16 protein-coding genes are annotated in these 18,686 nt (G+C 66.4%); 2 read left to right on the top strand and 14 right to left on the bottom strand.

Annotated elements, in window-relative coordinates; genetic code table 11:
* Positions 1 to 117: 117 nt before the first annotated feature.
* The 6 genes from NYR58_RS17230 to NYR58_RS17205 are packed head-to-tail and all read right to left on the bottom strand — an operon-like array spanning position 118 to position 8,557.
* On the bottom strand, positions 118 to 1,395 hold the full coding sequence (locus NYR58_RS17230; protein ID WP_261522396.1) for an NAD(P)/FAD-dependent oxidoreductase: 1,278 nt from the start codon (positions 1,393 to 1,395) through the stop codon (positions 118 to 120).
* Positions 1,385 to 2,887, bottom strand: a complete 1,503-nt coding sequence (amaB, locus tag NYR58_RS17225; RefSeq protein WP_261522395.1) for an L-piperidine-6-carboxylate dehydrogenase — start codon at positions 2,885 to 2,887, stop codon at positions 1,385 to 1,387. The genes NYR58_RS17230 and amaB overlap by 11 nt, the downstream gene beginning before the upstream one ends.
* Before the next feature lie 3 nt (positions 2,888 to 2,890).
* On the bottom strand, positions 2,891 to 3,931 hold the full coding sequence (locus tag NYR58_RS17220) for an ACP S-malonyltransferase (protein WP_261522394.1): 1,041 nt from the start codon (positions 3,929 to 3,931) through the stop codon (positions 2,891 to 2,893).
* On the bottom strand, positions 3,928 to 6,108 hold the full coding sequence (locus NYR58_RS17215; protein ID WP_261522393.1) for a thiamine pyrophosphate-dependent enzyme: 2,181 nt from the start codon (positions 6,106 to 6,108) through the stop codon (positions 3,928 to 3,930). The genes NYR58_RS17220 and NYR58_RS17215 overlap by 4 nt, the downstream gene beginning before the upstream one ends.
* Positions 6,108 to 7,316 carry an acyl-CoA dehydrogenase gene (locus tag NYR58_RS17210; protein ID WP_261522421.1) on the bottom strand — a complete coding sequence of 403 codons (1,209 nt, stop codon included), beginning with the start codon at positions 7,314 to 7,316 and terminating at the stop codon, positions 6,108 to 6,110. Before NYR58_RS17210 ends, NYR58_RS17215 begins: the two co-directional genes overlap by 1 nt.
* An 8-nt stretch (positions 7,317 to 7,324) precedes the next feature.
* On the bottom strand, positions 7,325 to 8,557 hold the full coding sequence (locus NYR58_RS17205) for a pyridoxal phosphate-dependent aminotransferase (protein WP_261522392.1): 1,233 nt from the start codon (positions 8,555 to 8,557) through the stop codon (positions 7,325 to 7,327).
* 88 nt (positions 8,558 to 8,645) lie between these two features.
* Between NYR58_RS17205 and NYR58_RS17200 the strand changes: the two genes are divergently transcribed.
* Entirely contained in the window at positions 8,646 to 9,542 is an 897-nt protein-coding gene (locus NYR58_RS17200) for a LysR substrate-binding domain-containing protein (RefSeq protein ID WP_378074698.1), read from the top strand.
* Between the two features lie 62 nt (positions 9,543 to 9,604).
* Here NYR58_RS17200 and NYR58_RS17195 read toward each other — a convergent pair whose 3' ends face one another.
* The 7 genes from NYR58_RS17195 to NYR58_RS17165 form a co-directional block, all read right to left on the bottom strand.
* Complete coding sequence (locus tag NYR58_RS17195) at positions 9,605 to 9,745, bottom strand: hypothetical protein (RefSeq protein WP_261522390.1); 141 nt, start codon at positions 9,743 to 9,745, stop codon at positions 9,605 to 9,607.
* Positions 9,746 to 9,904: 159 nt separating this feature from the next.
* On the bottom strand, positions 9,905 to 10,921 hold the full coding sequence (locus NYR58_RS17190) for an aldose epimerase family protein (RefSeq protein WP_261522389.1): 1,017 nt from the start codon (positions 10,919 to 10,921) through the stop codon (positions 9,905 to 9,907).
* 22 nt (positions 10,922 to 10,943) lie between these two features.
* On the bottom strand, positions 10,944 to 11,945 hold the full coding sequence (locus tag NYR58_RS17185; protein WP_261522388.1) for an Ldh family oxidoreductase: 1,002 nt from the start codon (positions 11,943 to 11,945) through the stop codon (positions 10,944 to 10,946).
* The gene (locus tag NYR58_RS17180; protein ID WP_261522387.1) at positions 11,942 to 12,874 is read right to left on the bottom strand and encodes an NAD(P)-dependent oxidoreductase; all 933 of its coding nucleotides are present in this window, start codon (positions 12,872 to 12,874) and stop codon (positions 11,942 to 11,944) included. Before NYR58_RS17180 ends, NYR58_RS17185 begins: the two co-directional genes overlap by 4 nt.
* A gap of 3 nt (positions 12,875 to 12,877) precedes the next feature.
* On the bottom strand, positions 12,878 to 13,873 hold the full coding sequence (locus NYR58_RS17175) for a YeiH family protein (RefSeq protein WP_261522386.1): 996 nt from the start codon (positions 13,871 to 13,873) through the stop codon (positions 12,878 to 12,880).
* Positions 13,874 to 14,066: 193 nt separating this feature from the next.
* Positions 14,067 to 15,248, bottom strand: coding sequence for a UxaA family hydrolase (locus NYR58_RS17170; protein WP_261522385.1), 1,182 nt, complete (start codon positions 15,246 to 15,248; stop codon positions 14,067 to 14,069).
* A 12-nt stretch (positions 15,249 to 15,260) separates the two neighbouring features.
* The gene (locus NYR58_RS17165; RefSeq protein ID WP_261522384.1) at positions 15,261 to 15,548 is read right to left on the bottom strand and encodes a UxaA family hydrolase; all 288 of its coding nucleotides are present in this window, start codon (positions 15,546 to 15,548) and stop codon (positions 15,261 to 15,263) included.
* Positions 15,549 to 15,682: 134 nt separating this feature from the next.
* Between NYR58_RS17165 and NYR58_RS17160 the strand changes: the two genes are divergently transcribed.
* On the top strand, positions 15,683 to 16,417 hold the full coding sequence (locus tag NYR58_RS17160; protein ID WP_261522383.1) for a GntR family transcriptional regulator: 735 nt from the start codon (positions 15,683 to 15,685) through the stop codon (positions 16,415 to 16,417).
* Between the two features lie 202 nt (positions 16,418 to 16,619).
* Here the strand turns inward: NYR58_RS17160 and NYR58_RS17155 are convergent.
* Positions 16,620 to 18,686 (bottom strand): ABC transporter ATP-binding protein (locus NYR58_RS17155; protein WP_261522382.1); only part of this gene is annotated, 2,067 nt, incomplete at its 5' end.

The following is an 18,686-nucleotide window of genomic DNA, read 5'->3' as shown; positions in this document are numbered from 1 at the left end:
AGGCCATCGCCGCCGCTGAAGTATTTTGCAGCCAGATGGAATCATCTGGCGTCGCACAAATGCGGCAAAAACGAAGAGATGGACCGGATCAGCGTTTCAATGAAACGATGAACCGGTCTAAAGTCTGGCGGCCGCTGCATGGGTGATCAGGGCGCCGGATTCGTAGTAGGCTGCCCTCAGGCGCAGCGCGCGTTCGGCATGGGCGGCAACGGGGGCGATGGGCAGAACGGTTTCGTCGCCCGCAAGCAGTGCTTCGGCAGCCCGCGTGCCGAACATCGTTCCTGGCGCAATGCCACGACCCGAATAGCCGAAGCAGGCAAGCGCGCGAGGACCGATCGTCAGGATCTTCGGAATGTGATCGCTCGTCATGGCGATGCGCCCGTGCCAGGCATAGGAAAGCCGCGTTCCGGCAAGCGCCGGAAACAGGCGCGCCAGCTTCCGCGCCGCCCAGGCGCGGTGCACCTGCGAAGCGGCATGTTCGAGATTGCCCACCCCGCCGACGATCAGCCGCCCCATCGCGTCGGTGCGGAAGGAGGACATGACCAGCGCCGTATCCCAACACCCCTCGCCCCCCGGCAGGATGCTGGCGCGACGCGCTTCTTCGAGCGGTTCGGTCGCCATCTGAAAGAAATGGAGCGGCACGCTTTGCGGCGCGGGCAGACCCATGCCTGCCATGTGATACCCGTTGCTCGCCAGAAGCAGGGCCTGTGCGCGCACGCGCCCGAGCGGGGTGTGCGCGGTCCAGCCGGCGTCTGCCCGCTCCACGGCAAGCACGGGGCTGCGTTCATGCAGGCTCGCGCCGGCCGCGGCGGCCGCGCGGGCCAGACCGCGGCAATAGGCAAGGGGCTGGACCGTTCCGGCACGCGGATCATACAGCGCGCCGTAGAAGGCGCCGGTGCCCGTGCGCCGGCGCGTCTCCTCTGCTGACAGGAGGCTCACCGGGGCGCCGCGCGCGCGCATCTGGCCAAGCCGGGCTTCAAGCTGCTTCAAGCCGGCGCGCGAATGGGCCAGGTGCAGCGTGCCCTTGCGCACCGCCTCGCAGGCGATGTCATGCTTCTCGATCAGCGTGAAGACCAGTTGCGGCGCCTCCGAGAGGATCTCGATGAGCCGGCTGCCCGCCTGGCTGCCCATGGCCCTTTCGATGTCGTCGGGCGGCAACCACAAACCGGCATTGACAAGCCCCACATTGCGGCCCGAACCGCCGTTGCCGATCTCCTCACCTTCAAGCAGGATCACACGCGCGCCCGCCTCGGCGGCGCGCAGGGCGGCTGCGCAGCCGGTAAAGCCGCCGCCGATGACGAGAAGATCGGCCTCCCGCTCTCCCTCCAGAGGCAGGGTGGCAACCCGCTCGCGACAGGTCGCCCGCCACAGATTGCCAGCCTGCTCAGATGTCAAAGCGCACCCCTTGCGCCAGGGGAAGCCGGTCGGAATAGTTGATGGTGTTGGTGGCCCGGCGCATATAGCCTTTCCACGCATCCGAGCCGCTTTCGCGGCCGCCGCCGGTCTCCTTCTCGCCGCCGAACGCCCCACCGATTTCGGCGCCGGAGGGCCCGATATTCACATTCACGATGCCGCAATCCGAACCGGCGGCGGAAATGAACGTCTCCGCCTCCCTCAGATCGAGCGTGAAGATGCAGGACGACAGCCCCTGCGGCACCGCGTTCTGCATCGCGATGGCATCCTCAAGCCTGTCGTAGCCCATCACATAGAGGATCGGGGCAAAGGTCTCCTCGCGCACCACCTCCGTCTGTTCCGGCATTTCGACAATGGCAGGGGCGACATACGCGCCGCCTGCCGGCACACCTTCGCTGACCGGCTGGCCGCCATGAACCCGCCCACCGTCGGCACGCGCCCGCGCGAGCGCCTCACGCATCCGCTCGCGCGCGCCCATGTCGATCAGCGGGCCGACAAGCGTGCCCTCCCTGCGCGGATCGCCGATGGGAAGGCTTTCGTAGGCCTTCTTCAGGCGCCCCACCAGTTCCTCGCGGATGCTCTCATGCACGATCAGCCGGCGCAGCGACGTGCAGCGCTGGCCGGCGGTGCCGACGGCGGAGAAAACGATGGCGCGCACCGCCATGTCGAGATCGGCCGACGGTGCCACCACCATCGCATTGTTGCCGCCCAGCTCCAGGATGGAACGGCCGAAGCGCTCTGCGACCTTCGGTCCGACGATGCGGCCCATCCGGGTGGAGCCGGTGGCGGAAACCAGTGGAATTTCACGCGCGGTGACGAGCGCCTCGCCGATCTGCGCTCCGCCGATCACGAGCTGCACAAGCCCCTCCGGTGCGTCCGCGCCGAAGCGCTTGAGCGCCCGTTCAAAGACCTTCATGCAGGCCATCGCGGTCAGCGGCGTCTTCTCCGACGGCTTCCAGATGACCGGATTGCCGCATACCAGCGCTATTGCGGTGTTCCAGGACCACACGGCGACGGGGAAGTTGAACGCCGTGATGACCGCCGTCGGCCCCAGGGGATGCCAGGTCTCCATCATGCGATGGCCGGGACGCTCACTGGCGATGGTGAGTCCGTAGAGCTGGCGCGAAAGACCTACCGCGAAATCGCAGATGTCGATCATTTCCTGCACCTCGCCAAGGCCCTCGGAGACGATCTTGCCCGCCTCCAGCGTCACCATGGCGCCAAGCTGCGCCTTTGCGGAACGCAGCTCCTCGCCCAGAAGCCGCACCAGTTCGCCGCGCCGCGGCGCGGGCAGCATGCACCAGGCGCGGAAAGCCTCTTGCGCGCGCGCAATCACCTCCGGCATGTCGCCGGGCTGCGTCTCGGCCACCCGTGCCACCTCGGCCCCGTCGATCGGCGAGGTGACGGCCAGCGTGCCGCCCGTGGTCTCGGCTTCGCTCAGGCCCGCCGCCTGCAGGACGTCAGCATGGTTCATGGGTCAGTCTCCTTCTCCCGTCGCCAAGTTCCGCTGCGCCTCCATCCCCATGGCGACCAGCAAAGGCTCGGCTTGTTGTCTTTCATGGAATGCGGCCTTGCAATCCATGCCTTTCCATTTGCAAAGAATGAGCGATTGCGCCACCGCCCCACCCAGAGTGGTGCCTGGTCCGGGAACGATGAACAAGTCGGGCGCAAACTCAAGAGCGGCGGTGCGCACCGCGCGCGTAAAATCATAGGGCGCCACCACCTGATGCCCCAGCGTGTAGTCCCACAGCGCATCGATCCGCGTCGCACCGGGCCACCAGATGGCACCGCGCCCGTCGATCAGCGGTAGGCGCGGCTGGCCGAACATCGCGGCTGACAGCCTTTGCCGCGCCTGCTCGGCCACCGGCGCCTGCAGGCCCGTGTGAAAGGCGGCGTGATTGGCAAGGCGCATGGGAAAGCGCCCATCCACCGGCTCCACCGCCGCCGCGAAGGCAGCAAGCCCGGCCTCGTCGCCGCCGAACACGAGCATCCCGCCAAGATCGATGGAAAGTGCCAGCCTGTGCCCCTCGCGCGCGTCGATCTCCGCCACCAGGGCCAGAAGCGCTTCCTTGCGCGCCGGATCCGCGCGCCAGTCCTCCCCCATGTGAGGATAGACGAGCTGGCCGCCGATCAGACGCTCCTGCATCAGGGTGCCCATGGTGTTGACGAGGCCGAATCCGTCATCGGGCGACAGGGCGCCGCCGCAGGCGAGTGCCGAATACCAGCCCATGGAATTGCCGGTGATCGCGACAATCTCGATGTCGGGCCGGATTGAGAGGAAATCCGCAAGCGTGCAGGCATAGATGAGGGCGGAGGCATTGTCGCCGCGCGTGTGGTGGGCGACGCTGTAGCGCGCCGCCCCGTCGAGCGCGGTGAGCGTTTCCTGGCCGGCTTCCACGCGAAGGCGGTCGAAGCCGGCAAGAAGCGCGCCCTTGTCGTCATGATGACGGGCCAGATAGCCAAGCTCCGTCTTGTTGTAGGTGCCCCGGCCCGGGCAGATCACCACCGCCGTCGTCATGACGCCACCAGCTTTCGGGCCGCCGCAACAATGTCCTGCGCGGACGGCATGGTGGCGGCATAGGCAGGGCCGGTGGCGATGAAGCTGTCCTCGGCCGCGATCCGCGCGGCCCTGAGGCCGGAATCGCTCATGAACGTCATCAACGCCTCCGAGACATTTCCGCTGCGGCGGCATTCATCCACGATCAGCACCCGCCGGCAGCCCTTGACCGCCTCGGCCAGCGCCGTCTCGGGCAGCGGGGCAAGCCACCGCAGGTCGATGATGCGCAGGTCGATGCCCGCCTTGCGCAGTTCCCGCTCCGCCTGGCAAGACAGATAGCGCCCATTGCCATAGGTGACGATGGCCAGATCGCGCCCCTTGCCATGGATGCCGACCTCGCCAAGGCCGATCCGCTCGCCGGGCGAAGGATAACGGCGCGTCCAGAGGCCATCCTTGGCCGCGTGCAGATCCCGCGCCAAGTAGAGCGCTATGGGTTCCAGGAACACCGAGACGCGCTGCTCCGTTCGCGCCAGGCGCACACATTCGCGCAGCATCATGGCAGCCTCCGCCCCATCGGAAGGACAGGCAAGGATGAGCCCGGGAATGTCGCGCAGCACGGCCAGACTGTTGTCGTTGTGGAAGTGGCCTCCGAAGCCCTTCTGGTATCCGAGGCCGGCAATGCGAACCACCATGGGATTGGCATATTGCCCATTGGAAAAGAAAGGCAGGGTGGCCGCCTCGCCGCGCAGCTGGTCCTCCGCATTGTGCAGATAGGCCAGAAACTGGATCTCGGGGATGGGCAGGAATCCGTTGTGCGCAAGGCCGATGCCAAGGCCCAGGATGGACTGCTCGTCAAGCAGCGTGTCGATGACCCGGTCCGCGCCGAAGCGGGCCTGCAGCTTTTGCGTGATGCCATAGACGCCCCCCTTGCGGCCGACATCCTCGCCCGCCACAACGACCTCCTCATGCTCCAGCATCAGGTCATGAAGGGCCCAGTTGATGAGCCGCCCCATGGGCTGCGGCTCGTCCATGGCGCGAAGCTCTGCCCCGAAGAGCCTGGCGCGCGCTTCGGCAGGCGGGCCATTGGTCGGTCTGCAGGCGCGGCGCGGGGGAATGAGGCTCTTCATGACCTCCCGCGCATCGCCAAGCCGCGGCCGCGTGACGGCTTCTGCCGCGATCCGCTCGACGCGCGCGCAGGTCTGGCGATAGATGTCCAGCGCCGCCTCCGGCTCGAGCGCGCCCGCCTCGGCAAGCAGCCGCACCGAATGAAGCAGGGGCTCGTTTGCCTCCTCGGCCTCGATTTCCTCTCGGCTCATATAGCTTGTGGGCACGTCGGCGCCGGCATGGCCGTACAGCCGCACGGTGCGAAGATGCAGGAAGGCCGGCTTGCGGCGCGTGCGCACATGGTGCGCGGCCTCGCAAGCCACGCGATAGGTCTCGTAGAGATCGAGCCCGTCGGCGTGGAAATATCTGAGGCCCGGACGGGAAGAGAAGGCCGCAGCCACCCAGCCCTTCGGCGTGCGCACCGAAATGCCGATGCCGTTGTCCTCGCAGACGAAGAGAAGCGGCAGGGGCACGCCCTGATAGGCCGTCCACTGCGCCGCGTTGATGGCCCCCTGCGCCGTGGAATGGTTGGCCGAGGCATCGCCGAAGGAGCACATCACGATGGCATCCTCCGGCAGTTGACGGTGCTCGGGCGGATGCCGCCGCGCCAGGCCCAGGCTGTAGGCGGCCCCCACCGCCTTGGGAAGGTGGCTTGCAATCGTCGAGGTCTGCGGCGGGATGTTCAGTGCCCTGGAACCGAGGACCTTGTGCCTGCCCCCCGAGATCGGATCCTCGCTCGAGGCGGCAAAGGACAGGAGCATGTCCCAGGCCACCGTCTGCCCCGGCAGCTGGCCCGCCCGCGCGATCTGGAAAGCCGCATCACGATAGTGCAGGAAGGCCATGTCTGTGGGCCGCAGCGCATGCGCCACGGCCGCCATGCCCTCATGACCCGACGAGCCGATGGTGTAGTAACCCTGCCCGGCCTTCTGCATGGCACGGCTGGTGCGATCGAGCGCCCGGCTCAGACACTGGGCACGATAGAGCGCCACCGCGTCCTCTGCCGGCAGGCCGGGCCGCGGCGCTCGGCCGGCGGGGAAGTCCCTTGCCGCGCCCCTGCGCAGGAAGTTTTCGTGAACGATGTCCGCCCGGTCCATCAGCAGAATGCCTGCAATCCGGTCTGGGCCCGCCCCAGGATGAGGGCGTGAACGTCGTGGGTGCCCTCATAGGTGTTGACGGTTTCCAGGTTCTGGGCGTGGCGCATGACGGCATACTCGATCTGAATGCCGTTGCCGCCATGCATGTCGCGCGCCGCGCGCGCGATGTCCAGCGCCTTGCCGCAGTTGTTGCGCTTCACAAGCGAGATCATCTCCGGCGCGAATCTGCCCGCATCCATCAGCCGCCCCACCCGAAGGCTTGCCTGCAGGCCCAGCGCAATCTCCGTCTGCATGTCGGCGAGCTTCTTCTGGAAGAGCTGGGTGGCAGCCAGCGGCCGGCCGAACTGCTGGCGCTCCAGCCCGTAGCGGCGTGCCCGCAACCAGCAGTCTTCCGCCGCCCCCATGACCCCCCAGGAGATGCCGTAGCGCGCCCGGTTGAGGCAGCCGAACGGACCTTTGAGCCCGCAGACGCCCGGCAGCAACGCATCCTCCGGGACCTCCACACCGTCCATCACGATCTCGCCGGTGATCGAGGCACGCAGCGAAAGCTTGCCGCCGATCTTCGGGGCCGAAAGCCCCTTCATCCCCCGTTCCAGCACAAAGCCGCGAATGGCGCCCTCATGGGCGGCAGACTTCGCCCACACGACGAAGATATCCGCAATCGGGCTGTTGGAGATCCACATCTTCGTGCCCGTCAGCCGGTAGCCGCCGGAAATCTTCTCCGCCCTGGTCTTCATCGCGCCGGGGTCGGAGCCGGCGTCGGGCTCGGTCAGCCCGAAGCAGCCGATCAGGGCGCCCGAGGCAAGCCCCGGCAGATATTTCCGGCGCTGCTCCTGCGAGCCGTAGGCATGGATCGGATACATGACCAGCGAGGACTGCACGCTCATCATGGAGCGAAAGCCCGAATCCACCCGCTCCACCTCGCGCGCCACCAGCCCGTAGGAAACATAGCCCGCGCCCGCACCGCCATAGTCCTGCGGGATGGTGACGCCGAGAAGGCCCGCCGCCCCCATCTCGCGGAAGAGCTCCCGGTCCGTCTCCTCCTCCATATAGGCCCGCTCGATGCGGGGGGCGAGCTTGTCGGCCGCAAAGGCTGCCGCCGCATCGCGGATCAGCCGCTCCTCCTGCGAAAGCTCGTCTTCCAGCAGGAACGGATCTTCCCAATTGAAAGGGGCCTGTTTCGGCGCGTTGCCGTTTGCGGATGTCATCACGATGCTCACCTGGCTGTTCCCTGAAGGGATGAGACGGCCTTGGCGATGCGCTCAAGACCCGCGCTCAGTGTCTCGTTCGAATAGGCAAAGGAAAGTCGGAAATGCCCCGGCAGGCCGAAGGCGCTGCCCGGCACGACGGCGACGCCGTGATCCTGCAGCAAGGACCGGCAGAACGCCCTGTCGTCTTCCAGCACCTCGCCCTGCGGCGTCCTCAGGCCCAGAATGCGCATGCAGGAGGGAAACACATAGAAGGCCCCTTCCGGCACGGGGCAGTCGATCAGGCCGGTGGCATTCAACGCAGCCACAACCCGATCGCGACGGGCGCGCATCACCGCACGACGCTGCCCGAGAATCTCCTGATCGCCTTCAAGCGCGGCCAGCGCGGCGGCCTGGGCGATGGCGCAGGCACCGGAGGTGATCTGCCCCTGCACCGCCTCCATGGCGTCGATCAGCGCCGCCGGCCCGATGCCCCAGCCGATGCGCCAGCCGGTCATGGCATAGGCTTTCGATACGCCGTTGACCACCAGCATGCGCCCGGCAAGATCGGGCGCCACCTCCCGCAGGGAGACGAAGGGCACATAGCTCAGATGCTCGTAGATTTCGTCGCTGAGCACCCAGACCCGCGGATGGGCCCGCAGAACCTCGGCCAGAGCGGCCAGCGCGCCGGCCCCATAGGTGGCGCCGCTCGGGTTCGACGGAGAGTTGAGCAGCAGCCATCGCGTGCGCGACGTGATCGCTGCGGCAAGCGCATGCGGGGCAAGCTTGAATCCGGCCTCGACGGGACAGGGCACAAACACCGCCCTGCCGCCGGCCATCGTCACGATGTCGCCATAGGAGGACCAGCATGGCGCGGGCAGGATCACCTCCTCGCCGGGGTCCAGCGTGGCGAGCATCGCCATGGCCAGAACCTGCTTGGCGCCGGTGGAGACGAGCACCGATTCCGGCCCGACCTCGGGCCCCGGCGCCCGCGCCGCAATGGCTGCGCGCAGGCTCTTCAGCCCCGCCGTCGGCGGATATTTCGTCAGGCCGGAGCGGGCGGCCTCATGCGCCGCCTCGATGGCGTGCGCCGGCGTGGGAAAGTCCGGCTCGCCCGTGCTGAGCGCAACGATGTCGCGGCCCTGGGCTTTCAGCCGCGCGCTTTCCTCGCTGATCTGCACAATATCCGAAAGCGCCAGCCCCGCCGCCCGCCGGGCGCGGCGAAACGGCGTGCTATCATGCGGTGACGTCAACACGCTCATTCCTCACCTTTGCGCGTATGCCCCATCTATTGCGCATCTGGTGGCTGCCGCCTAATGATACCTGCTCGCGAAACCATGAGGAAAAGTCATGATGATCGCCCGCAGATTCCTCCCGTCCATCAGCTCGCTGATGGCACTTGAGGCTGTGGACCGCCTGGGAAGCGCCACGGCGGCGGCGGCGGAGCTGTCACTGACGCAAAGTGCTGTGAGCCGCCAGTTGAAGGTACTGGAGGAACAGATGGGCGCGCAGCTGTTCCTGCGCGACGGCAATCGGCTGCGGCTCACCCCGGCGGCCCGGCTTTACGCACAGAAGGTGCGTGAGCTCCTGCGCGGGCTGGCAACGGCTTCCCTGAAGCTGAAGGCGAATCCGGCGGGCGGCAGTCTCGACCTTGCCATCCTGCCGGCCTTCGGCATGCATTGGCTGGCGCCGCGGCTGAAGGATTTTGCCAGCCGCCACCCCGAGATCACGGTGAACCTGTCGACACGTCTGCGCCCTTTCAGCTTCGCATCCGAGCCGTTCGACGCGGCGATCCATTTCGGCCGACGCGACTGGATCGGCGTGGAGTATCTGCCGATCCTCGAGGAGCAGGTCGTCGCAGTCTGCGCGCCTGCCCTCCTGAAGCAACCGATAAGACGGGTTGCAGACGTGCTTGCGTTGCCGCTTCTGCATCTGGAGACGCGGCCCGACGCGTGGGAGAACTGGTTCGCCCGCAACGGCCATCCCGTGGCGGGCCTGCGCGGCATGTTGTTCGACCAGTTCTCCACCATGGCGCAGGCCGCCATCCACGGCATGGGCGTGGCGCTCCTGCCCAGCTATCTGGCAGAAAGCGAAATCCGCAACGGCCGCCTGCAGATGGTGCTGAGCGGCTGCCAGCAGAGCCTTGGCAGCTACTATCTGGTGTGGCCCACCGACCGGCCGGTCGGCGGACCGCTCGAAAAGTTTCAACGCTGGCTCAAGGAACAGGTCGGGGCCCCTCTGCAATGAAAGCCCGTGGCCAACCCCGCGCCACCAACCGAACGGCGCAATCGGTGTGGCTTCGTTTCTGCCTATGGCAAGCCCTGGATCGTGCGCGGCATCTTGGAGAGCACCTCCGCGCCCTCCGGGCGCAGGATGACCACCTCTTCGAGCCTGATGCCGAACCGGCCGGGCAGATAGATGCCGAGTTCGATGGAGAAGACCACGCCCACGCCGTGGCCGGTGCGATGGGTGAAGAAGCTGCCATAGCCGGCTGCCGCAATGACCTCGCGCGCCGCCCTGTCAACGCCTTGGCGGCAACGCCCGGTCAGGCCGCGGCAAAAAGCCTTCTCCGAGATGCCCTGTCTTCCGGGCGTTTCCCGTGCGGTGCTTCAGCGCCGGGAAAACCGATATTCGCTCGTCTGATGAAAGGTCTCGCCAGGGCGCAGGACGGCCTGCGGAAAATGGCGGTGATTGGGTGAGTCCGGCCACACTTGCGGCTCCATCGCGAAGCCCGCATAGGCCCGGTAGCGGCGGCCTTCGAGGCCGGGCACATCCCTTGCGACCTTCTCGCCGGTATAGAACTGCAACCCGGGCTCGGTGGTCCAGACCTCCATGGACAGGCCCGAGCGCCCACCTTCCACCCTTGCCACATTGCGCAAGGGCCCTCGCTGCGCCGACAGGCAGAAATTGTGGTCATAGGCGAGGGGTCTCCCCTCGCTCATCGCCCGGATGGGCCGCAGCCTGCGGAAATCGAACACGGTTTCCCTCACCGCAAGAACATCGCCCGTCGGGATCAGCTCGTGGTCGACCGGCAGGTAGGCATCGGCCTCGATGGACACCAGGTGATCGAGGCAGTCGCCCGCCCCGCCATCGTCGAGGTTGAAGTAGGAATGATGGGCAAGGTTGCAAAGCGTCGGCGCATCCGTTTGCGCGCGCAAATCGACGATGAAACGGCCGCCATCGGCCAGACGGTAGGTGCAGGAAATGTCGAGAGCGCCAGGAAAGCCCATGGTGCCGTCGGGATCGCGAAGAGTCAGCGTAACGAAATCCTCGCCGAGCGCAGCGATGGTCCACACGCGCTTGCCGATCCCCTGCCGGCCACCATGCAGGAGATGCCGCCCAAGAAAATTGGTATCGGCCTGATGTTCGACACCGTCGATCGAGAACCGCCCGCCTTTGATCCGGTTGGCACAGCGGCCGGCAATCGCCCCGAAATAGGGAGAATGGGCCGGATAGTCCTCGAAGCGCTCGAACCCCAGAACCAGAGGGCCATCATGGCCGTCAAGCCTGAGATCCTGGACGACGGCCCCCCACGTCATCACATGCGCGGTGAGCCCGCCACCCTTGAGGGCAACACGCTCGACCACCTCTCCAGCCGCAGTCCTTCCGAAAAACTCGCGCGTCACCGAACCCACCCTTCAGTCCATCTCAAACGATCAAAGCCTTGATTTCATGAAGCAGGGACGTGTCGACTTCAACCCCCCGCTCGCGCACGCGCGCGGCAATCTCGCGGCGGCGATGGCCCGGCACGCGCGCCCCTTCCTGCATGTCGATCATGCGCACCATTTCGGCAAAGCGCTCCGTGGCACCCGGTCCGAAGGCCAGCGGATCGACGGCGATCAACGCCTGGCCGGTGCCCGGCGGGTCGCCGGCATCGTCAAAGAACGAGGATTGCTCATAGGCAAAGTTCGCGCCCGTCAACCCGGCGCACAGAAGCTCGACCATCAGCGCAAGCGCCGTGCCCTTCGCATCGCCGAGCGGAACCATCGTGCCTGCCATGCCGGCCGCCGGGTCCGTGGTCGGATTGCCCTCCGGGTCGAGCGCCCAGCCCTCCGGGATCGCCATGTTCTTCTGCCGGGCGGCCATCAGCTTGCCGCGCGCGACCTTGGAAAGCGAAACGTCCACGACAACCGGCTCGGCGCCGGCAACCGGAGCGGCAAAAGCGATCGGGTTCGTCCCGAACAGCGCCTTCCGGCCGCCCCATGGCGCCATCGCGGCGGGCGCGTTGGCGAACATCAGGCCGACAAGCCCCCGCCTTGCCAGCGCCTCAACCGTCAGGCCCGCGACACCGGCGTGATGCGAACGATGAATGCCGGCCATTGCAATCCCCTGCTGCGGAGCAAGCTCGGCGAGCTCGCCCACCGCCAGATCGAGGGCGGGAAACGCAAAGCCGTTGGCGGCGTCGATGCGCACCACGCCGGGGCGCACACGCCGCGCCGTGGGGACGGCATGGCCCTTCACCTTGCCTGCACGCGTCTGCGCCGCATAGGCGGGAACGCGGCGCAGGCCGTGCCCGCTCTGGCCCGCAAGTTCGGCACCCGTCAACGCATCGGCGACACTGCGCGCGTTCTGCGGCGATGTGTCGTTGGACACGAGCGCGTCGACGATCAGCTTGTGGGCGGCTTCGATGCTTATGAGTTCGCTGGTCATGCCATTCCGTCAAGGTGGTGAAGAACCGTCTCGGCAATAAGGTTGGACACCCGCACATTCGATTCTTCGGTAACGCCCGCGATATGCGGCGTCAGGATCAGATTGTCGATACCCGAGAATGCGGCGCCGGCATCCGCCGTCAACGGCTCGACCTCGAAGACATCGAGCGCGGCCCCGCCAAGGCGCCCCGCCCTCAGGGCGGCTGCAAGCGCCTGCTCGTCGACGACGCCGCCGCGCGCTGCATTGATGAGGATGGCATCGCGTCTCATTTTCGAGATCGCGCCGGCGTCGATCATGTGCCGCGTCCCCTCGCTCAGCGGAACATGCAGGCTGATGACGTGCGATGCCTCCAGAAGCTCATCGAAGGCCACGCTGCGCGCGCCGGCCCAGCGCGCATCGCCCGCCGGAAGAAAGGGATCGAAGGCCATCACCTCCATGCCGAAGGCCGCGGCCCGCCGGGCCACCTCGCGCGCAATCGCGCCATAGCCCACAAGCCCCATCACCCTGCCGGAGACCTCGCGCCCGATCAGGCGCTGCCGGGGCCATTCGCCGGCGGCCACCACGGCGGTGGCGCCATAGGCCCCGCGCAGCAGAAGAAGCGCGGCAGTCATCACATACTCGGCCACGGAAAGGTCGTTCGCGCCGGTTGCCGGATAGACCGCGATTCCCCGCGCCCGGCAGGCATCGACGTCGATATTGTCGAGGCCGACCCCCAGGCGGCCGACACATTCAAGCCGGCCTGCCGCGGCCAGAAGCTCGCCCCTCACCGCTGTCCGATTGCGCACGATGAGCGCGCGCGCCTGCGGGAGGCGCTTCAACAATTCCTGGCCGGCATCGACGAGCTTCGGATCATAGATCGTCTCGTAGCGCGCGCGGATGCGCTCCACCGCCGCCTCGTCCATGAACTCCGTGATGATCACATCCGCCATGGCCTATCCTCCAATGACAAACAAAAGGCCCATAACCGTGACAAGAAGCACGATGGTGGTTCCCACCGCCGCATAGATGGCCGTGCCGCCGATCTCCAGAATATCCTTTATGGACGTCGTCAGCCCGATTGCCGCCACTGCCGCAACCAGGCACCAGCGCGAGAGGGCGACAAGCGGCTCGCGCAGCGCCTCGGGCACGATCCCGAGCGAGTTCAGGGCGACCATCGCAACGAAGGCGAGCGCGAACAGCGGCAGCGGCAGACGGGCCGAGGCCGCAGCCGCCCCCTTCTCCCGCAGCAGCACGGAGATCAGGAAGACGACGGGAAGCAGCATCGCCACGCGGAACAGCTTCACGATGGTGGCCGTATCGCCGGCCAGTTCGCTGACGGCATAGCCGGAGCCCACCACCTGGGCGACATCATGGATGGTGGCACCGAGAAAGATGCCTGTGGTCCGGTCGTCAAAACCGGCCAGATCCGCAAAAACGGGGTAGATGACCATGGCGATCGTCGAAAGGGTGGTGACCGCCACCACGGTGAAGATCGTCTGCTGCTGCTTGGCGGGCCCGTCGGGAAGCACCGAGGAGATCGCCAGGGCCGCGGAGGCTCCACAGATGGCCGTCGCGCCGCCGATGAGAATGCCGAAGATCCGCGTATGCCCCTGCAGGCGCACGAGAGCCATGCCGGCAAGAATGGTGATCGCCATGGCAACGACCAGGACCACCACCGTGCTTGCGCCGAGCGCCACCACATCGCTGGCCGCGATCCTGAGTCCCAGGAGGGCGACGCCGAGCTTGAGAACGGACTTGGAGGTGAAGCGAATCCCGGCCTCCACCTTCTCGCCCTCGGACAGGAAGTTGAGGGCGATGCCGATGAGCAGCGCCAGCAGCATGACCGGCCCGCCATAGGTATCGGCCACAAAGCTCGCCGCCGCGGCGATCAGCAGTGCCGTCCCGATCCCCGGCGCCAGGGTCCGCACATGTGAAAGAAGAGCGCCCATCGGGGTCACGGAGTCATGATCCGGCCTGGCCTGGAAAACCGCGCTCGGGGCCTGCCCCGGGCAACGCTCAAGGGACCGCCGCGAGAGCGCAGACGCCCGCCCGCAAGGCGCCAATGGCCGGTCGCAGCGAGGGACAGCCTTTCGGCCACACACCAGAAGGGTATCGCTCCCAAGGCAATCCGTCCCCGCGGGCCTATGCGCTGCGATAGAGCTTGGTCATCACGAATTCGCGGTGGCCGAGCGCCTCCGCCGCCGTGTTGCGACCGTTCGAGGTGCGCACGATCATGTCGATCAGCGCATCGCCGGCATCGTCGATCGTCATGTCGCGCCGCAGAATGCCCGACACGTCGAGGTCGATGTGCTCGCTCATGGTGCGCACGGTGCGCGGGTTGGCAGTGATCTTGATGACCGGCACGATCGGATTGCCGATGACGTTGCCCTGTCCGGTGGGGAAGGTATGGACGACATAACCGCCCGCCGCCATCAGGGTCACACATTCGGCCGCCGCCGAGGAGGTGTCCATGAAATAGAGGCCATTGCCCGATTTCGGCGTCTCCGCCGGCTTGAGAATGTCGATGTAGCGCGACGTCTTGCCGATCTTTTCCAGGTTGCCGAGCGCCTTCTCCTCGATGGTCGTCAGTCCGCCCTCGATATTGCCCTTGGTCGGCTGCGATTCGGAGAGGTCGTTGGTCTTGAACTGCTCGATCACCTCTTCCTGATAGGCCTTCCACATCCGGTACCAACGCTCGCCCACCTCCTCGTTGATCGCCCGCGCCTTGCAGATGTGCTCCGCGCCGGTGATCTCGGAGGTTTCGCCGAAACAGCCATAGATGCCCTCGGGCAGCAGCTTGTCATACATATTGCCGACCGTCGGACAGGAACCGAGCCCGGTCGTCGTGTCGCTCTCGCCGCATTTCGTGGAAATCCAGAGCTCCGAGATCGGACATTCCTCGCGCTGGAGCTCGGTTGCATAGTGCACGAACTCCTTGGCCTTGCGGCTGGCATCCATGATGGTCTTCAGGTCGCCGTTCTGCTCGATGGAAAAGCCGGCCACGGGCTTGCCGGTTTCGGCGATGCCATCGACGATCTTCTGCGTCCAGCCCGGCTCGATACCGATGACCACGACGGCGGCCACGTTCGGGTTCGCCCCGGTACCGATCATGGTGCGGAAATGCAGCTCGAGATCCTCTCCGAACTGCAGCCGGCCATAGGCATGCGGCAGGGCGAGCGTCCCCTTGATGTTGTTGGCCACCGCCTCGCAAGCGGCGTTCGATATGTCATCGACCGGCAGAATGACGACGTGGTTGCGCACGCCGACCCGGCCGTTGTCGCGGCGATAGCCCATGAAGGTCATGTTGGAGTATCTGGAGACCATGATCCTTCGCTCCTACCAGCGTTTGGTCTTGAGATTGTGGACATGCACATGCCCACCCTGTTCAACATCGGCGATCATCCGCCCGATATCCTCGCCATATTTGATAGCCGTATCGCCCTGTTTCAGATCCCTGATCGCAATCTTGTGCCCGATCGGCACATCCGCCTTGGCCACAAGCTCGAAGGTCGAGTTGTCGGCGGTGACACAGCAAAGCATCTTCGTGCCGGCCGTCAGCCCTTCGACGACGACAACCCCCACATTGTCGGCATGCTCGTGAACGAGCAGATGCGGGATCTCCATGGAAACCTCCTGAAACACGGTGCGGGCGGGATGAGCGCAATACAGTCTTGTATAAGACATAAGATATAAAATTCTAGCTATGTCAATATCGATGCGCTAAAAATGGGTGACGGTGTGATTTGGGGCAAAGGGAAATGACGGATGCTTCGCCCGCCCGGGCGCTGGGATTTCGCCCGCTTTATCTTCAGGTCAAGGAAAGCCTCGTACGCCGGCTGATCGAAGGCTCCTGGCAGCCCGGCCAGCTCATTCCCTCGGAGATGGAGCTGGCCCGCGAAATCGGCGTGAGCCAGGGCACGATCCGGAAGGCCCTCAACGCAATGACCGCGGAGAACCTGCTCATCCGCCGACAGGGGCACGGCACCTATGTCGCCGCGCCGGAGGAAAGCCGCATCCTCTTCCAGTTCTTCCGTCTGGTTCGCGACACGGGAGAGCGCACATTCCCGACCTCCAGGGTGCTGTCCTGGACCAAGCAGCGCGCAGAAAAGGAAGAGGCCGAGGCGCTGGACATCGCCGCGACCGCCTCCGTGTGGCGCATCGAACGTGTGCGCTATCTCGGAGAAGACCCCCTCATCGTGGAATACATCTCCCTGCCCGCAAGGCGCTTCCCCGGCTTCGAGAAGCTCACCGACATTCCGAACAATGTCTACCGGCTGTACTCCGAGCGATGGGGCCTGACCATCGGTAGCGGCACAGAGCGCATCAAGGCCATCGCGGCAAGCGCGGAGGACGCCAGGCATCTGGGCTGCAAGCGCGGCACACCCCTCTTGAGGATCACCCGCGTCGCCTTCGACCTGGAGCACAAGCCCGTCGAGCTGCGCATCTCGCGCTGCCTGACCGAGCGGGCGCACTACCTTTCCGATCTGAAATAGGGTTGCGGCTGCAGGTGGCCCGATCCCCCGGGAGGCCGATGGGGTGCCGGCGGTCGACGGCGGATCGGAGAAGCGGCCGCTCCCCTCGATCATTTCCGCGCGCACCGGCTTTCTTGTGAACAAGGGCAGCCATTCGGCAAAGGGCCAGATGAAAAACCGCCAGGGGAGCGCGCTTGCAGCTCATGCCCACCGCGCAGAACGCTCAGGCCGCGTCCACACGCACGAAGTGGCCGGGGGCGCGTTCGACAAGCGGCAGGGCCGGCCCGCCCTCCCCCGGCTTGGCGACAAGCTGCGGCAGGGCCGCGTCCAGCGACGGTGAACGGCGCATGCGGCGGGCGGGATCGGGGCGCGGGACGGCGGAGAGAAGACGCTTCGTGTAGGCGTGCTGCGGATTGCCGAGGACCGACTCCGTCGGACCCGTCTCAACGATCTCGCCGTCATACATGACGGCAACGCGGTGGCTCACCCGTTCGACCACGGCAATGTCGTGCGAGATGAACAGGAAGGCCATCTTCTCCGCGCGCTGCAGCTCCAGCATGAGATCCGTTACCTGGCGCGCGATGGAGACATCGAGGGCCGAGACCGGCTCGTCGGCCACGATCAGCCGCGGGCCGACCGACAGCGCCCGCGCGATCGCCAGCCGCTGGCGCTGGCCGCCGGAAAACTGGTGCGGGAAACGGTCCACAGCGTCGGCTTCGAGCCCCACCCTCTCGACCAGACTTGCCGCGAGGTCGCGCATCTCGCGCGGCTTGACGATGCCATGGATGCGCGCAGGCTCGGTCACGAGCTCGCTCACCGGCAGGCGCGGATTAAGACTGGCATAGGGATCCTGGAAAACCATCTGCGCATCGCGGCGCGCGACCCGCAGCTCCCCGCGCGAAAGCCGCATTATGTCGCGCCCGGCAAGGCGCACGGATCCCGCGGCAGGCTCGATGAGGCGCAGGATCGAGCGGGCGAGCGTGGACTTGCCGCAGCCCGATTCGCCCACGAGCCCCAGCGTCTCGCCCTCGCCCACCGTGAGCGAGGCGTTGCTGACAGCGCGGATTTGCGAGCGCTTGCGGCCGAAGAGCCCGCGCGCGAGGGCAAAGCAGGTGGTCAGCCCCTCGACCTCCAGCACGGGCCTGGGCGGATGGCGCAGGCGCGGCGCACCGGAGCCGAGCTTCGGCGTGGCGTTCATGAGCTGGCGCGAATAGACCGCCCGCGGGCGGGCGAAGAGGTTGCCGACATCCGCTTCCTCCTCCTTTCGGCCCTGTCTCATCACCACCACGCGGTCGGCCACCTCCGCCACCACGCCCATGTCATGGGTGATGAAGAGCACGGCCATGCCGATCTCCTCCTGCAGGCTCCTTATAAGCGCCAGGATCTCGGCCTGCGTGGTGACGTCGAGCGCCGTCGTCGGCTCGTCGGCGATCAGCAGCCGCGGCCGGCAAGCAAGCGCGATGGCAATCATCACCCGCTGACGAAGCCCGCCTGAAAGCTCGTGCGGATATTGCCCGAGCCGACGTTCGGGCTCGGGAATGCGCACGTTCTCCAGCGCCTCGCGTGCCGCCTCGAAGGCGGCCCGCCGCGGCATCTTCCTGTGGCGGATGAAAACCTCCACAAGCTGCTCGCCGATCTTCATGACCGGATTGAGCGAGGTCATCGGCTCCTGGAAGACCATGGAAACCAGGCGCCCGCGCACCGCACGCATGGCGCTGTCGGACAGAGCGGCAAGATCCTCCTCCCCCTCGTCGTGAAGAAGGATGCGGCCACCGGCGATGCGCCCGCCCTCGCGCTCGACGAGGCGCATGACGGCAAGCGCGGTGGCCGACTTGCCCGAGCCCGACTCGCCCACCAGTGCCAGCGTCTCCCTCTCGCGAATGCCGAAGGAGAGTCCCTTCACCGCCTCATGGCTCCCGAAGGCGACGGAGAGGCTTTCGATGGTGAGCACCGGTGCGCTCATGCCGGCCCTCCCCTCGACCTGATCGGCCGCGGCCTCGTCGGCGGTCACCTCACGGACCACGGCATTTGGATAGCCGTTCCGCGACAACCATTCATCGGCGGCCTGACTGTTGGCCGCGACATGGACGAGCTCGGCCTCATCGCCGGGGCGGTCGAGCACGAGGACGGAGCCGATGGCGGGCCGTTCGACTACCGTGAAGGCGAGGTCGCTATCGACCGAAAAGGTCTTGAAGACCCGCAGGACGATCACTGCCTTGCTGCCGAAATCCCCCTCGTGAAGCGTGATCGCGGCCGGTATTGTGGTTTCGCCGACGCGTGTGCCGGTCTG

The organism is Chelativorans intermedius, assembly GCF_025398255.1.
GTDB classification, from domain to species: domain Bacteria; phylum Pseudomonadota; class Alphaproteobacteria; order Rhizobiales; family Rhizobiaceae; genus Chelativorans; species Chelativorans intermedius.
This window is presented reverse-complemented; position numbering and strand designations above follow the sequence as displayed.

Excerpts from the sequence above, each read along its gene's own strand:
- amaB (WP_261522395.1), bottom strand. The coding sequence starts at position 2,887 with ATGAACCATGCTGACGTCCTGCAGGCGGCGGGCCTGAGCGAAGCCGAG.
- NYR58_RS17220 (WP_261522394.1), bottom strand. The coding sequence starts at position 3,931 with ATGACGACGGCGGTGGTGATCTGCCCGGGCCGGGGCACCTACAACAAG.
- NYR58_RS17215 (WP_261522393.1), bottom strand. The coding sequence starts at position 6,108 with ATGGACCGGGCGGACATCGTTCACGAAAACTTCCTGCGCAGGGGCGCG.
- NYR58_RS17210 (WP_261522421.1), bottom strand. The coding sequence starts at position 7,316 with ATGACATCCGCAAACGGCAACGCGCCGAAACAGGCCCCTTTCAATTGG.
- NYR58_RS17205 (WP_261522392.1), bottom strand. The coding sequence starts at position 8,557 with ATGAGCGTGTTGACGTCACCGCATGATAGCACGCCGTTTCGCCGCGCC.
- NYR58_RS17200 (WP_378074698.1), top strand. The coding sequence starts at position 8,646 with ATGATGATCGCCCGCAGATTCCTCCCGTCCATCAGCTCGCTGATGGCA.
- NYR58_RS17185 (WP_261522388.1), bottom strand. The coding sequence starts at position 11,945 with ATGACCAGCGAACTCATAAGCATCGAAGCCGCCCACAAGCTGATCGTC.
- NYR58_RS17180 (WP_261522387.1), bottom strand. The coding sequence starts at position 12,874 with ATGGCGGATGTGATCATCACGGAGTTCATGGACGAGGCGGCGGTGGAG.
- NYR58_RS17175 (WP_261522386.1), bottom strand. The coding sequence starts at position 13,873 with ATGGGCGCTCTTCTTTCACATGTGCGGACCCTGGCGCCGGGGATCGGG.
- NYR58_RS17170 (WP_261522385.1), bottom strand. The coding sequence starts at position 15,248 with ATGGTCTCCAGATACTCCAACATGACCTTCATGGGCTATCGCCGCGAC.
- NYR58_RS17165 (WP_261522384.1), bottom strand. The coding sequence starts at position 15,548 with ATGGAGATCCCGCATCTGCTCGTTCACGAGCATGCCGACAATGTGGGG.
- NYR58_RS17160 (WP_261522383.1), top strand. The coding sequence starts at position 15,683 with ATGACGGATGCTTCGCCCGCCCGGGCGCTGGGATTTCGCCCGCTTTAT.